This window comes from Shewanella marisflavi (assembly GCF_023283925.1).
GTDB lineage: Bacteria > Pseudomonadota > Gammaproteobacteria > Enterobacterales > Shewanellaceae > Shewanella > Shewanella marisflavi.
On the sequence record NZ_JAKIKX010000001.1, the window covers coordinates 787,566 to 803,270 of the forward strand.

At 51.7% G+C, this 15,705-nt stretch carries 10 protein-coding genes; 5 read left to right on the forward strand and 5 right to left on the reverse strand.

The features are described 5' to 3' along the window. Positions 1–14: 14 nt before the first annotated feature. Positions 15–488 carry a LabA-like NYN domain-containing protein gene (locus L2712_RS03355; protein WP_033538606.1) on the reverse strand — a complete coding sequence of 158 codons (474 nt, stop codon included), beginning with the start codon at positions 486–488 and terminating at the stop codon, positions 15–17. 177 nt (positions 489–665) lie between these two features. Here L2712_RS03355 and L2712_RS03360 point away from each other — a divergent pair, with 177 nt between their 5' ends. Further along, a complete protein-coding gene (locus L2712_RS03360) occupies positions 666–2,252 on the forward strand; it encodes a tetratricopeptide repeat-containing sulfotransferase family protein (protein ID WP_248976873.1) in 1,587 nt (528 codons plus the stop codon). A 76-nt stretch (positions 2,253–2,328) separates the two neighbouring features. Here the strand turns inward: L2712_RS03360 and L2712_RS03365 are convergent, their stop codons facing one another. The 3 genes from L2712_RS03365 to L2712_RS03375 form a co-directional block, all read right to left on the reverse strand. Next, complete coding sequence (locus tag L2712_RS03365) at positions 2,329–3,522, reverse strand: aspartyl/asparaginyl beta-hydroxylase domain-containing protein (RefSeq protein WP_248976874.1); 1,194 nt, start codon at positions 3,520–3,522, stop codon at positions 2,329–2,331. Positions 3,523–3,535: 13 nt separating this feature from the next. Further along, positions 3,536–4,561: a sulfotransferase family protein gene (locus tag L2712_RS03370; RefSeq protein ID WP_248976875.1), complete on the reverse strand. Its 1,026-nt coding sequence runs from the start codon at positions 4,559–4,561 to the stop codon at positions 3,536–3,538. 75 nt (positions 4,562–4,636) lie between these two features. After that, positions 4,637–5,107: a GNAT family N-acetyltransferase gene (locus L2712_RS03375; RefSeq protein WP_248976876.1), complete on the reverse strand. Its 471-nt coding sequence runs from the start codon at positions 5,105–5,107 to the stop codon at positions 4,637–4,639. A gap of 168 nt (positions 5,108–5,275) precedes the next feature. Between L2712_RS03375 and L2712_RS03380 the strand changes: the two genes are divergently transcribed. The 4 genes from L2712_RS03380 (at position 5,276) to L2712_RS03395 (ending at position 14,372) form a co-directional block, all read left to right on the forward strand. Next, positions 5,276–6,394, forward strand: coding sequence for an efflux RND transporter periplasmic adaptor subunit (locus L2712_RS03380; protein WP_248976877.1), 1,119 nt, complete (start codon positions 5,276–5,278; stop codon positions 6,392–6,394). Beyond that, positions 6,394–9,495, forward strand: a complete 3,102-nt coding sequence (locus L2712_RS03385) for a multidrug efflux RND transporter permease subunit (RefSeq protein WP_248976878.1) — start codon at positions 6,394–6,396, stop codon at positions 9,493–9,495. The genes L2712_RS03380 and L2712_RS03385 overlap by 1 nt, the downstream gene beginning before the upstream one ends. A gap of 867 nt (positions 9,496–10,362) precedes the next feature. Continuing rightward, positions 10,363–13,980: a pilus assembly protein gene (locus L2712_RS03390; RefSeq protein WP_248976879.1), complete on the forward strand. Its 3,618-nt coding sequence runs from the start codon at positions 10,363–10,365 to the stop codon at positions 13,978–13,980. 80 nt (positions 13,981–14,060) lie between these two features. Then, positions 14,061–14,372: a TapY2 family type IVa secretion system protein gene (locus L2712_RS03395; RefSeq protein WP_248976880.1), complete on the forward strand. Its 312-nt coding sequence runs from the start codon at positions 14,061–14,063 to the stop codon at positions 14,370–14,372. A 79-nt stretch (positions 14,373–14,451) separates the two neighbouring features. On the opposite strand, the gene L2712_RS03400 is transcribed toward L2712_RS03395, so the two are convergent. Then, positions 14,452–15,582, reverse strand: coding sequence for a PepSY-associated TM helix domain-containing protein (locus L2712_RS03400; RefSeq protein ID WP_248976881.1), 1,131 nt, complete (start codon positions 15,580–15,582; stop codon positions 14,452–14,454). Positions 15,583–15,705 lie beyond the last annotated feature (123 nt).

Sequence of the window (15,705 nt, forward strand, 5' to 3'; positions counted from 1 at the left end):
ATAGCGGCTTGGTCTTAGCAAAGTAGCGGGGAGGCTATGGGATGGAACTTTGTCGCGGCCTCCATCAGCGCCTTGGCGGTCAGCTCTGGCACGCCGTAGACTTGGGTCTCTACCGGATGTTTGCGAGCGACATGTTCAAGCAGCATAGCGAAGTCGCCATCCCCCGAGAGTAAGATCACTGTGTCGACCTTGGCGGCAGATTCCATGATATCTATGGTGATCCCCACATCCCAGTCGCCTTTAGCGCTGCCGTCACTGCGCTGAATAAAGGGCTTTAACTTGACCTCGAAGCCAATATGTTTGAGCGCATCCTGAAACTTTAGCTGGCCGTCATCGCCTCTGTGAATGGCATAGGCGTTTGCCTGCACTATCTCGCCCTCCTGACTCAGCCGCTGCCACAGCTCACGGTAATTGAACTGGCGGCCATAGGCTTGCTTACAGGTGTAATAGATGTTTTGCACATCGACGAACAGGGCGATACGTTTCACGCAGACTCACTGGCAAAGAGATGATGTACTGACCATAACTCAGCAGTGCAAAGAGACAAAGGCTTTTACGGCAAAAGATGAGATTGTTATCACTTCGTTGCTTTTGCATCTGGGCGGTGTTTAGAATAGGCCTGCCAACATCAGTAGTTAGAATAACAATAACAACAGGAGTTTGAGTTGAGCCGAGAAGCGCGATATTTAGAGGAAGCCAAAGATTTCTATCAGAGCGGAAAATTTTCCTCTGCCGGTATTTATGTTCGTAAGGTGCTGAGACGAGATCCTGATAATGTTGAGGCCCAGGTGCTATCGGGGCACCTCGCCTTTCGAAATGGCGAGTTTTTCCAGGCGATGAGTGCCTACCTTAAGGCGCTGCAGCTGGGTTATCAGGCTGATGAGTCGACGATGCTCAATCTGGTGAGTTTGTATGAACGCCAGGAGGCCTTCTTCGATGCGGTGAAGCTGCTTAAGCCATTGGTAGCAAAGGCCCCCGAGGCCCTGAGCCTGCAGTTTAGATTAGGGATGAATGCCAGCAAAACCGGTGACATGGCCTTGGCTGAGTCGGGGTTGCTCAGGGCGTTATCCAGCACTGAGCATGCGGCGCAGGCCTGTCTCAACCTGGGGCATGTCTACAAGGCCAAGGGTGATACAGACAAGGCCGCGGCTTATTATCATGACTACATTCGTCTCGCGCCGAGCCAGCAGGCCACAGCCTACTGGAGTCTGGCGGATCTGAAAAACTATCGTTTTACCGAGCAGGATGAAGCCGCGCTCAAGGCCAATATCGCCTCAGAGGCATTTTCTCAAGCCAGTCAGTCACTGTTTCACTTTGCCCTCAATCGCGTTTATGAGCAGCAACAAGCAACCGAGCAGGCCTTTAAAGCGGTGCGAGTCGCTAATCAACTGATGCGACCTCAGCGTCCTTTCAAAAAGGAGGCCTTTACTCAGCTGGTCGCCAGCCTGAAGTCGGCTAAGGTGACGCCGCGCTTAGAGGAGACTAGCGGACCTTGGACGCCTATCTTTATCGTCGGTATGCCGCGCTCGGGCACAACCTTGTGTGAACAGATCCTGGCGAGTCACACTCAGGTGGCGGCCACCGACGAGCTGCCCTTCATCGAGCGCTTGGCGCTGAGTCTTGAGATGAAGGGGGGCTATGGCACCATGTTACCTCAGCTCTCAGGTGAGCTGATTGCCGAGATGCGCCAACGCTATATCGAGCAGGTGAATCAATATCTTGAGGCGCAAGGCATCGAGTCACCGACTCTAGTAATAGACAAGAATCCCAATAATTTTCTTCATATCGGGCTGATTAAAACCTTGTTCCCCGAGGCCAAGGTTATCAATGTGATCCGCGATGCCAGAGATAATGCCATGGGGGTCTATAAGCAGCACTTTAGCCATGGTCACGATTACTCTTACCATCTGGACGATATCTGTCATTACTGGCAGCAATACCTGGAGTTGATGCAGCACTGGCAACAAGTTTATGGCGACAGTCTCTACCATCTGTGTTTCGAGGCGTTGGTGAAGCAGCCTGATCAGCAGATCCCGGCCATGCTAGATTATGCCGGTTTAGGGTTTGAGCCAGCTTGTCTTAAGTTTTATGAGTCAAAGCGCAGCGTGTTAACGCCCAGCGCCAGCCAGGTAAGACGACCGATGAATGTTAAGGCGATAGGTCAGAGCGAGGTGTACGCGAGCTTTATCCCTAATGCTTATCGCACCCTGACTGAGATTGCCGATAACGCCCGCCATACCTTTTTGAGTTAATCACTCTAATATAAAAAGGGCGACTTTCATGTCGCCCTTTTTTGAGTCCAAACTTGGCGTCCCAGCCCATTATTAGCTAGTTAAGCTGTCCATGGCACTGTTTATATTTTTTGCCTGAGCCGCAGGGACAGGGGCTGTTGCGAGTCAGTCCCGCTTCTGTCTGTGGCGCTTTTATCGGGCCGCTTGACTGCTCTAATCGAGAATCGCTTGGCTGTCTTGTCGCTAGAGGCTGTGTTCTTGCCCCTAGAGGCTGTGGTGAAGCTTCTGGCGGCGTCGATTGCGACCTTGATTGAGGCGCGGGCGTGTTTGCCTGGGCCAATTCCGGGCTCATGGCTGGCCCCATGATGAGGTGTATCAGCACCTTCATCGCCGATGTCTGGCTGTCCACCTTCACCCGATCCTCTAGCGGCGCCGCCTGTGCCAGCGTCTGTTGTCTTAAGCGATGGAAGGCGTCCCACCCGGCTTTATCGTCACCAAATTGTGACCAAAGCCCCTGCCAGTCTAAGGCGAAATCATTGAGTAACTTGATAAAGCGCTGGCTCGCCTCGGGGTTATTCTTTGTTGCGCTCTGGATTTGAGCGCTGAGCTCCTGAGTCAGCAGGCGCACTTCGCTCGGGGGCATCACCAAGGGGAAGTTCACTTTCTCTGTGATGATATCAACCTGTTTATTTGGGATGAAACTCAGGTGCTCAGGCGTAAAGCTTGGATTATCTAAATCGCCGTAGGCCAGTGAGGCGTCATTGATCATCTGCCAGAAGCGACTCGAGCCCATGGTGTCTATTACCAAGTGTACCCGCATCTTATCGCTGTTGTTTACCACCTTGTGATACTTCCAGGAATCGAATATCCAGCATTCTCCCTCGCCCATATGCACTTGCTTATCGTCGCAGTGAAACTGCACCGCCTCGTCTGTGACTATGGGGATATGAATACGCACCCGGTTGTGCCAATGATAGTTGATGTCACTATGCAGGGGCACTTCGCAGCCAGGGGCCAGACGCATCAGGCGCGAGCGGCCGATCACCTCACCGAAAGAGGCGATCACCTGTTGCAGATAAGGGCTTTGTTGCAGCGCTGGGGTTGGGCTCATGGGGCCTTTAAATTCGTTGTTAAAGCTGCCGCCTACCGAGATAAGGGCGATAGCCGAATTGCCCTTAAAGCTCTCGTGATGAGCTCGCCAATCGGCTTCACTAAATGCCGCTAACTCTTGCTGGAGGCGCTCGATATCGAAGCTGAGGGGAAGACGATAGAACTCTTTTGCTAACTTCATAATCTGTTAATCCCTAGGCCAATTTGCCGTGGCATTCTTTATAACGTTTCGCTGCGCCGCAGGGGCAGGGGGCGTTGCGTGGAGTGTTGGGATAGCCTTGCTGCGCTGAATCTGCAGTCCTCGGCGCTAATGGCGTTTCAATATCCTTTGGCGGCGTGGGCAACTCGGTATCAAATGGGCGCATGCCACGAGCGGTGAGCAGGTGATTTATCTTGTTAAGGCATGCTTGTGCCTCTGGCCAGATGGCGGCGATAGCCGGGTAGTTGGCCAGCCATTTATCTGCCTTGGGCGCCGAGACGGTATAGCGCGAATGGGGCAGCTCGCCACTACTGCACTTGCTCAGCGAGTCATCCATGGGGATCTGACAAAAGTCGACAATCTTTTGGGTGGTGCCTTGAGGATCGCTGACCAGATCATGGTAGCTCACCAGGTGCCAGCGCTCGTCGGGTAACTTGCTTAACGAGGTCATGATGTGTTCGTTGGCCTGACGCCATTGAAAGCTGGCGACCTTTTCTAATGGCGCACCCCTGAGCGCTTGCCAATTAGGTGGCAGAAGGAGAGACCAGTCACCATTCCAGCCCGGGAGTCCGGGATAGGTACGAAAACGGCCGCTGCGCCAGGCTTGCATTATGCTGGCGACATTTTCTTTGGGATCCCGCACCAGATAGATAAAGCGCGCGTCGGGAAATACCTTGTTGAGAAAATCGATACGCAGGCTATTTTTTGGGGTTTTCTCCAGAAAACGCACGGGGCCCATATCGTCATGATAGGGCTGGCCCCGGTTATCGATCAATGCCGCTTTAAAGTCATTTTTCAATTGGCGGTTGATCTCAAGATCCCAGTCAGATTCATCCAGGGCATTTGAAGCAAACCCCTTGGCGGTAATGTTGAGCTGTCTATGCTTCTCAATCACGCCATGGCTCTCGCCGCCAATGGTCCAAAGCGACTCGCTATGGCTAAGGAGTTCAAAGAGCAGGGTGCTGCCGGATCTCGGTGCTGAGATGATGATAATAGGTCTATCGAAACAAGATTGATGCAACAAGGCCACCTTCTGTCGGGTGTTTAGGTATTGTTATAGTGGCTTTACTTTAATGTTATTGCAGAAAAACTCAAGTTAGCTTGGGGTCTTATCAAGGTATTGCATCAGCTGAAGCGGTTTACCTTGTTCTTGATAGCGGCGCTGAAGCTGTGACAATTCGGCTGGTGGGTGTTGAGGCGGCGCGAATCCATGCCTTTGATAAAATTTGCAAAGCGCGGCTTCACATAGCAGAAAGCTGGGGGCGCGACCAAGTTCTGGTTTTAGCGCGTGCATCAGTTGAGACCCAAGCCCCTGCTCTTGAAGCTTGGGATGAATCAACACGCCGGTGAGCAGGCGATAGGGACCTATGGGGCGCAGGCGCGCCGCAGCGATAACCTCGCCGGCCATAAGCTGCCCTGCATTTGCATCAAGATAGGCGACGCATAGCGCCTCTTTTTTGCTGATCCTGGCGTGGGGCATGAATGCTTTGTAAAAGCTAAAGGCTGCCCTGCGACGCTCCGGCTCAAGCCAGTCGAGTTGTATCCTCATCTGCTCACTATCTCGCATTTTGGCGCTTAATCTCCCTTGCCAGGCTTGGCCGACATATCTGCTTGCACTCTTTCGATTAAAACCTTGCGCCGCTTTGCTCAGCTTTACATTGCTTTACCCTTTAAGTGAAGGCGTCATTTTACAATAGCGCCTCTCAATAATCCCATAGAATAAGATACCGCCTTCATGGACAAGAAATATTTGCCTCTCATTTTTACCGCGCTGGCTTTGCTACTCACCTTAGGCGTTGCCCTTGCTAATAGCGGAAAAAGTGACCATGCCTCGGCAAAGCGTGCCCCAAGTGCGGCGCAGCGGACTGTGCCTGTGGCCAGTGCTTTAGTGGCAGAGCATCAGGTTTCTCAGCATCTCTCCTTGATTGGGAAATTGGCGGCGAATCGCTCGGTGCAGATCGCCTCAGAGGTGCCGGGTAAAATTCAGCAGATCGATCTGACCGATAATCAAGAGGTCGCCCAGGGACAGATAGTCGTGCGTCTGGCCGATGCCAAAGTCAAGGCCAATCTGGCAGAGGCGAAAGCCTATCTGAAAGATGAGCAGCGAAAGTTGAGCGAGTTTAACCGTCTTATCGGCCAGCACGCCATCACCCAGACTGAGATAGATGCTCAGCTGGCCAGTGTCGATATTGCCAAGGCGCGTCTGGCGGCTGCGCAGGCGGATCTGGATTATCACACTCTGAGGGCGCCCTTTGCCGGAGTCGTGGGGCTGGTGGATTTTAGTCTGGGTAAGATGGTTAGCGCCGGCAGTGAACTGGTGAGTCTGGATGATCTCGCCACCATGCGTTTGGATCTGCAGATCCCAGAGCGCTATCTGTCGCAGATCTATCTTGGTATGCCGGTTGCGGCGAGCAGCAGCGCCTGGCCGGGGGAGCTATTTCACGGCAAGGTGGTCGCCATTGCCCCCAGGATTAATCCCGAAACACTCAATCTTAAGGTGCGGGTGAATTTCGACAATCCCCGTCGCCAGCTCAGGCCGGGGATGCTGGTATCGGCCAGGTTAAACTTTGCCCCAGTCACCCAGGCCGTCGTGCCGGTGCAGGCGCTGGAATATTCGGGCACTAAGCGTTTTGTCTATGTGGTTGACGATAACCAGATTGCCCGCCGCACTCTGGTAACGCTGGGGGCGCGTATCGATGATCAGGTGTTGATCGCCAGTGGCCTTGAGTTAGGGCAGAGAATTGTGGTTAAGGGATTAGTCAATATGCGTGATGGCATCAAGGTTGAAGATGTTGAGGGCGCGCAGCTCGCCGACGGTGGCTCAGTGAGTGAATCGGCTGGGGAGCAAGGCTAATGTTGCTGTCGGATATATCGGTTAAACGTCCGGTTGTGGCGATTGTGCTCAGTCTGCTGCTGTCTGTTTTCGGCTTGGTGAGTTTCTCTAAACTAGCGGTGCGAGAGATGCCGGATGTTGAGAGCCCTGTGGTGACAGTGATGACCACCTATAGCGGCGCCTCCGCCAGCATCATGGAGAGTCAGATCACCACAGCGTTAGAAGATGAGCTGACCGGTATCAGTGGTATAGATGAGATCACATCTGTGACTCGCAATGGCATGTCCCGTATTACCATTAGCTTCGATTTAGATTGGGATCTGACCGAAGGGGTGAGCGATGTGCGCGATGCGGTCGCTCGGGCGCAGCGACGTCTGCCCGATGAGGCCGATGAGCCCATCGTCTCTAAGGATAATGGTTCCGGCGAGCCCTCGGTCTATATCAATTTAAGTTCCAGCACCATGGACAGAACCCAGCTGACCGATTATGCCCAGCGGGTGTTGGAGGACAGGTTTAGCCTGATCACCGGGGTGAGTTCGGTCAACCTCTCCGGCGGCCTGTACAAGGTGATGTATGTGCAGCTGGATCCTGAGTTGATGGCCGGGCGCGGGGTGACTACTACAGATATTATCAACGCGCTGCGCAGCGAGAACCTGGAGAGCCCTGGCGGCGAGGTGCGTAACGACACGACAGTAATGACGGTGCGCACCGCCAGACTCTATCTGCATCCTGAAGATTTCGATTACTTAGTGGTGCGTAGCGCCAGCGATGGCAGCCCCATCTATCTTAAAGATGTAGCCTCGGTGTTTATTGGCGCCGAGAATGAAAACTCGACCTTTAAGAGCGATGGTGTGCCCAACCTGAGCTTAGGAATCGTGGCTCAGTCAGATGCTAACCCACTGCTGGTGGCACAGCGGGTACATCAGGAAGTGGACAAGCTGCAGAAATTCCTGCCAGAAGGAACTCAGCTGTCGGTCGATTATGACTCGACCGTGTTTATCGACCAATCTATCGGTGAAGTCTATAACACCCTCTATATCACAGGTGCCTTAGTGGTCTTGGTGCTCTATCTGTTTATCGGTCAGGCGCGGGCGACCCTGATCCCGGCGGTCACTGTGCCTGTGTCGCTGATCTCGGCCTTTATCGCCGCCAACTATTTGGGTTATTCCATCAATCTGTTGACCTTGATGGCGCTCATTTTAGCCATCGGCCTGGTGGTGGATGATGCCATCGTGGTTGTTGAAAACATCTTTCACCATATCGAGCGGGGTGAACCAGCGATTCTGGCGGCCTATAAAGGCGCGAGAGAGGTGGGGTTTGCTGTGGTGGCGACGACGGCAGTACTTGTGATGGTGTTTCTACCCATCTCATTTATGGATGGCATGGTGGGTCGACTCTTTACCGAGTTTTCCGTGATGCTTGCCGTGGCAGTGATCTTCTCATCCATTATCGCGCTAACCCTGACCCCGGTACTGGGCAGTAAGCTGCTCAAGCATAAGCACCAGCCCAATGGTCTCAATCGGCTCATGGACAAGGGATTTTCCCGCCTGGAAGCGGTTTATCGTCGCTGCGTAGCCTGGGCGGTGCGCTATCGACTGGCGGCGCCTGTGGTCATTATCGCCTGCGTGGTTGGTAGCGCTTTCTTGATGCGCCAAGTACCCGCGCAGCTGGCACCGCAGGAAGACAGGGGAGTTATCTTCGCCTTTGTTAAAGGGGCAGAGGGGACCAGTTACAACCGAATGACCGCCAATATGGATATCGTCGAGCAGCGTTTGATGCCCTTGCTCAGTCAGGGGGTGATCAAATCTTTTAGCATCCAGGCGCCAGCTTTTGGTGGCCGAGCCGGAGATCAAACCGGTTTTGTTATCATGCAGCTCGAAGATTGGAAGATGCGTGATATTAATGCGCAGCAGGCGCTAGGTATCGTTGCTAAGGCCTTAAAAGGCATACCAGATGTGATGGTCAGGCCCATGTTGCCAGGCTTTAGAGGGCAGTCCAGTGAGCCGGTGCAGTTTGTTCTGGGGGGCACAGATTATGATGAGCTGTTTCAGTGGGCCAGTGAGCTTAAGGCCATCGCTGATGCATCGCCTGTGCTGACCGGCGCCGATCTCGATTATGCCGAAACCACACCCGAGCTGCTGGTGAGTGTGGACAGGCAGCGCGCCGCCGAGCTTGGGATCAGTGTCTCTCAGGTGTCTCAGACCCTGGAGGTGATGCTGGGTGGGCGCAGCGAGACCAGCTTCATTGAGCGTGGAGAAGAGTATGATGTCTATCTGCGGGGCCGGGAGGAGAGCTTTAACAGCATGGCAGATCTGAGTCAGATCTATATGCGCGCCGCCAACGGTGAGTTAGTGACCCTAGATGCCATCACCCATGTGGAGGAGGTCGCCTCGGCCCATAAGCTCAGCCACACCAATAAACAGAAGTCTATCACCCTTAAGGCCAATCTCGGTGAGGGTTATACCTTAGGTCAGGCATTGGATTTTCTCGATGCCAAGGCGATCGACCTGCTGCCTGGGGATATCAGTATCAGCTATACGGGTGAATCCAAAGAGTTTAAGGAAAATCAAAGTAGCGTCATGCTGGTCTTTGCATTAGCTCTGCTGGTGGCTTATCTGGTGCTTGCGGCGCAATTTGAAAGTTTTATCAATCCCTTAGTGGTAATGTTAACTGTACCTATGGGGATCTTGGGCGGCTTTATCGGCCTCTATATGATGGGGCTTGGGCTTAACATCTATAGTCAGATTGGCATGATCATGTTGATCGGCATGGTGACCAAGAACGGCATATTAATCGTCGAGTTTGCTAATCAGTTGCGGGATCGAGGAGTGTCGCTGGATCAGGCGATTATCGATGCCTCGGCGCGGCGACTGCGACCAATTTTAATGACAGCCGTTACCACGCTTATTGGCGCTGTTCCCTTGATCTTATCCACTGGCGCCGGCGCAGAGAGCCGTGTCGCCGTCGGTACAGTCGTCTTCTTCGGGATGGCGTTTGCGACCTTGGTTACTCTGTTGGTGATCCCTGCCATGTATCGTCTGATCTCGGGGCGCACCCGTTCACCAGGCTTTGTGGCCCAGCAGCTCGATGAGGCCATTGCTAAGCAAGAAGCCCTTAGCTAGGTAAGAAGCCCTTAGCTAAGCAAAGAGCCATTTGCGAACGGAGAAATGCTTAAGTTAAGTCGTTAGTTCTATTTTTCAGCCTAGTCCTAAAGCAGGGCTAGGCTGGTATAAGCCCCTATAGTCCTGTCGTAATCGCTAATTGCTCATTGCAAAAAACAACGGGGGGAATCGACGCCTGTTAACGACTTAAAGTACCAAGTCGGCGTTAAGCTGTTTTGCTAGAAATATCTCATTAGCCAAACTATGAGTTATTAGCGTTAAACCTTGATTGTTCTATTAGATTTATTTCATGTTTTTCATTTGTGGGTATTTCACTTTCAAGTTGAAAATTTTGCATAGTGTTTAGGATATGAATATTTCTTGCGATATGTTGATTAAAAATTCATCTTTAATCCTTTTGTCGGCTGAGTGTCATTTATACGACGACATACTTAAGTATGAGTTCATTTCACTATCTGTTTAATTAAATAATCTGTTATCAATATAAGTGATTGATAATAAGTGGTTTAATTTCATATTGAGCTTTTACTTTAGTTGCGCCTTGTTTATTTATTGAGCTGTTCATTGCAGTGTCAATTAAATAGCATTATGGCGCGCTAAGTAACCTATTCACTAAAAGCTCGACGATCCTCCTGTTTACGCGTATCAAATTAGTTAAAGATGTTGCATTTTGTATCAATGGCGTGTTAAATCCGCTTTCTATCACACTTTAGTCTCACTTTAAGCTGCCAAAGTTAATTCCTCTGGTTAGGTGTTTCTTTGCCTGGATTTCTTTGGTAGCAATATAGGGAACACATTTATTGTGAGATGAAAGTGGAGTATGGGGTCATTTAAAAAATAAAAAATTTTAGTCATAGGTTTAGTGAAATGGATATTTTGCGTGCTGGTCAGTCTGGTTTGGTCAATATCATAGTGCGGCGAAAGGGAGGGTTGGCTCAAGGCCTTGTCGCCTTGTTGACTGCCATCATGAGTCTTCTCTCGGCAGCTTCTTGGGCCGATGATACCGAGCTGTATGTTTATGAGGCCAGTGCCCGAACGGGCGCCAGGCCGCAGATCCTGATCATCTTCGATAACTCTGGCAGTATGAGCACCACTGTCTATGACGTGGATAAGCCTTATACACCGGGGGCCGGTGGTGGTGCTAAAGTCAATAACGGCAAGAAAGGAATGCTCTACTATGTCAAAGGCGATCAGGGCAAGAATAAGCTGCCCAACCCCGATGATCCCAACGAGCGACGTAAGTTTTCTGGCACCATTAACAGCTGTGGCAGTTCTTGGGAGTTTCTTAACGAGTACGGGGTGTTTACCGGCTTCTTTCGCAAGTATACCTTTAGCGGCGCCAACGGTGCCTGGCGTGAGTTTGGTGATAACAATGGCCTGAATGCCAAGGCGGTGGATTGCTATGAAGACATTCAAGAAGGCAATTATCTCAACGCTAAGGGACTAACCTCAGGCCTGCCTGTCGATAGTTTGGGTTCTCCCACAACACCTATCATGTATAACAATGTCACGAGTAGTTCGAGTGACAGCATCAAGAAAACGGCCAAGGAGCAGGCGCAGCTCACGGGCTTTGGTACCGGGCGGGTTTTGACCGTCTATACCGAGGACTATCTGCGTTGGCACCACAATAACAAAAAGAAGAAAGAAGATAAGACTCGATTAGAGCTGGCTAAAGACGCAATCAAAAACGTCATCTTAACGACCCCCGGGGTGGATTTTGGTCTGGCGATTTTTAACATGAATGGTCCAGACGACACTCTGGTTAATGGTCGTAACGGCGGCCGTATCATCAAAGCGATTCAGACCCTGTCTCCTGGGCAAAAAAAGACACTGCTCAATGGTGTAAAAGATATTGAGTATGGCTGGAATACCCCGCTGTGCGAAACCCTTTATGAAGCCTATCGTTACTTTGCCGGTAAATCTGTGCTGTTTGGTGATGATGATAAGGATTATACCTACAAGTCATGGGGGCGATGGGTCACTTATAGAGCCAGAAATAATGATAGTTTGGACAAGGACGCGCTAGATAAGAACAACACTTCTCTTTATCAGTCGCCCTTTAAGAAGTGCCAAAACAACGCCTATATCGTTTTTATCACAGATGGAGAACCGACCCTAGATAGCGCTGCAGATAAGGATGTGATTGCATTGACCGGCGGTGTTGACAAGCACAGCACCAGCTACATGAGTGCACTTTCAAGCTGGATGTACCGCCAAGATGTCAATCCTAACTTGGATGGGGATCAGCATGTGATCACTCACACCATAGGTTTCAGTGAAGGTGCAAAAAAGGCCGAAGATCTGCTCAAGAAGGTGGCGAGCAAGGGGGGCGGAAGCTATTTTGATGCCACCGACGCCACTAAGTTACAAGGCTCGATTCAGCAGGCGGTGAATGAGGTGTTGGCAAATAGCGCTAGTTTTACTTCGCCCTCTGTAGCCAGTAATAACTTCAACCGCACCCAGACATTCAACTATGCCTATTACTCCATGTTTCTGCCCGACAGAGGACCGCGCTGGACTGGGAATATCAAAAAATTCAGGGTTGCCGCAGATGGTACAGTCTTGGACGCCGAGGATAAGTTAGCGATAGGCGATGACGGCAATATTAAAGATGATGCCTGCTCCTTTTGGACGCCCAAGACGCTTTGTGGTGACGGCAACGATGTGCGTAAGGGCGGGGTGCTGTCTGCCATGCAGAGTGCCGATAGCCGAACTCTTTACAGCAACCTGGGTGGCGGCATGGACAAGCTCGGCCTGTCCGCGGCGGCCACGAAGGCGGGTGGTCAGGATGCGCTGGCAAGTTACATGGGCGTAGATAAGAGTCAGCTCAAGGATCTATTTGACTGGGCCAAGGGGCTGGATGTCGACAATGACAAGAACCAGACGGCCGTTGCCGATCCCGCCAAAAACTGGCGTAGTGACATCATGGGCGATGCCTTGCATTCAAAGCCCTTGGCCCTCAATTTCGGCAGTAAGTCCAGCCCGGATATTCGTATCCTGGTGGGCACTAACCATGGCTTCATGCATATGTTCAAGGATGACACCAGTGCCAATGAAGTTAGCGAAAGCTGGGCCTTCATGCCCTATGAAGTGCTGCCAAATATTCAGACCCTGAGAAACAATGTGCCAACGGGCGTGCATTCGGTTTACGGCGTCGATGGCTCTCCTGTTGCCTATGTGAAAAATGGCGCCTCAGGCATAGAAAAAGCCTGGCTCTTCTTCGGCATGCGCCGGGGCGGTGACAGTTACTATGCCCTGGACATCAGTAACCCTGATTCGCCAAGCTTTAAGTGGCGTATCGATGCCAGCTCACCGGGCATGGGCGAGTTGGGTCAATCTTGGTCGACGCCAGTGGTGACCACGATCCGTAGCTCCAGCGGCCCGGAAAAGCCTGTACTTATCTTCGGCGCCGGATACTCGCCTGCGGGTAAAGATAGCAAGAGTGTCGGCAAGAAAGACAGCAAGGGACGCGGCGTATTCATCGTCGATGCCGACACCGGCAAGCTTATTCATCAGTTTGGCGTAGGTGGAGGAACCGCCCTGTCTGGTATTCAGGACAGTATTCCAAGCAGTGTGGCCGTGCTTGATGCCAGCGGTGATGGCAATACTGATCGTATCTATGCGGTCGATACTGGCGGCAGTGTCTGGCGCATGGATATGCCAAAAGCAGATAAGAGCAGTTGGTCGGCCTTTAAGTTTGCCGACCTGGGTGGCAAGTCACTCCTGCAGAATCGCCGCTTTTATTCAGCCCCTGTGGTGGCGCAGACCATGTTTAATAATGTCTCTGTAGTGGATTATGTGTCCAACGGCCAGACAACACGGGTGACCACCAGTCAGAATGTGCCCTACGATGCGGTGGTGGTGGGAAGCGGCCATAGGGCTGCGCCGTCCGATACCTCGCGCCAAGATATGTTTTTTACCCTGCAAGACAGAAACGTGGTGACCCAGACCTTTGGTGGTACGGGCAGACCTAAGGCGCCCAAGCCTTTGACTATCAGCGATCTCTATGAAACAACCGAGTTAAAGGCGAATCAAGCGCCAGACAAAATTGCTATTGGTGAAAAGCGTGGGTGGTATTTTAACCTTCCCAGGATAGGTGAGAAGAATCTATCACCGGCGACCATTATTAATGGTCAGGTGTTCTTTACGACATTCGTGCCAGGCACAGCTGCCAGCAACAATCAGTGTTTAACCTCAGGCATGGGCTTCTTGTATCCCTTTAATCTGCACTATGGCACGAGTAACTATACCTCGCTCTCCCTAGAGGCGGGTAACTTGGTATTAGATACGCCTCAGTTGGTGATTCCTGCTGACAACAAAGGCGGTCAAGGCAATGATGGTGATGCCTACATGTACCTGATCGGTATAGGTAACGCCGCCGAGAAGATGGAGAAGCTTAAGCCTGATGATGATTGCCCTGCCGGGGATAACCGCTGTATCGGCGGTCGCCTGCGCGCCCATAAGATCTACTACTATAGCGAGTAGTCAGTAGCAAAAAATAAGTTACATAAATGAATAAGAGATGCTGAGTGGAAAGTGAGTTCAGCTAATGAGAGAGGAAGAATGTGAATAAATTAACTTTGCTGGTGTTACTGGCATGCAGTGTGATGGCTGGGCCGCTGAGGGCCGAACCTCGCGAAGACTATAAGTGTTTTATTGAAACCAATAAGGGGCAGACCTTGGTGCGTTTCTCTTGGCAGCCCAGCAAGGTGCCACAATATAAAAAGCAGCTTATCGGTCGTCAGCTGCCCGCATTGCCGCACACAGATGGTAAACCCATGATGGTGAAACGTGTCTACGAGTGTGTCAAAAAAGAGGAGGCGTTCAGCACCAGTCAGGGGCGTATACTAGAGCATAGTGAGCCCATGGAGGGCTAATTGCCATCAAGAGTACCATCGAGAGCGCTATCGAGTCGTTATCGAAAAAGCCGGGTTATCACCCGGCTTTTTTATCTTATCAGGCCTTGGCCAAGCTTTCTTTCGTGCCTCGTTTGCCTGGGGTGTCTTTGGCTTGCTTTCCATGGCGCCGTTTTTGCGGTTTGCGCCGCGCCCGCCACATCAGATAACCGGAAAGGGCCATCATGCTCGGGAAAAAGCCCACCACACACCAGATAATTTTGCTGATAAGCCCGCCAAAGTGACCGTAATGCAGTGGGCGGAAGCTGTCGACAAACTGATAAAGTGCGCCCGCCTGGGTGGCATCGACGCTGGCTGTGAGCTGACCGGTTTTATCATCAAAACTGACGATAGAGCCATAGTCGCTGCGAAACGCGCCGCGATCGCTAGCGGCGCCAAATAGATGGATGCCAGCATAACTCTTGTCGGGGAAGCGAACATAGTGAGTCTCGAAACCTGGGATCACCTGGCTAGCCTGGGTCAATAGTCCATCGACATCCAGCTGCTTGTTGTAATAGCTTTGGGTGATGGTGAGGGTCTTAGGATCCGGCTCGTGCCACTCCTCTATCAGATGCGCTATGTTCCACCAGGCGCCGGTGAAGCCTAAGATAAGAAACAGCGGCGCGCCGACGATCCCCAGCATCTTGTGGCTATCGCTGAGAAAGAGTCGCAGACTCTTGCCCCACCTCAGGGTGAAGAAGGTTCTCCAGAACTGACGATGTAGAATAAACCCAGAAAGTGACAGTAAGATCAGCAAGATAGACACTATCGCCGTGAGGACAAGCCCCAGATGATCCGCCAGCAGGGTGTAATGTAGCTCCAGCAGCCAATCCAGCAAGTAGTGACTCAAGCCGACGGGTTGGCTCAGTAGTTCGCCTCGGCTTGGGTCGACAAACAGTATCTGCCAGTTGTAGGTGCCTTGTTTGGCCACATAGACCTTGTCTGCCTCGCCGGCGTGAGCCGCAAACTGCCAACCAAGGATCTCATGCTGTGGTAACGACTCATCAGCTGTTCTGAGGAGCTCTGTGAAACTCAGGCGAGTCTCGTTGGCGGCGAGCACCTTTTCAGGCATCAACAGATGTTCAAGTTCATTTTTGAACACCAGCACACTGCCGGTCAGAGCGATAATAAACAGTGGCAGGGCGGCGACAAGTCCGAGCCAGCCATGCCATTTCCATAGGAGACGACGCATAGGATTTAATGCCTTTAGTGATCTGGCGCCTTAGTCTTCTCCCTCGGAGGGGACAAGCTTGGCTAACAAATAAAATTAGCTATGAATCTTAATGAGAATCAATTTCATTATCAACTTGTGTAA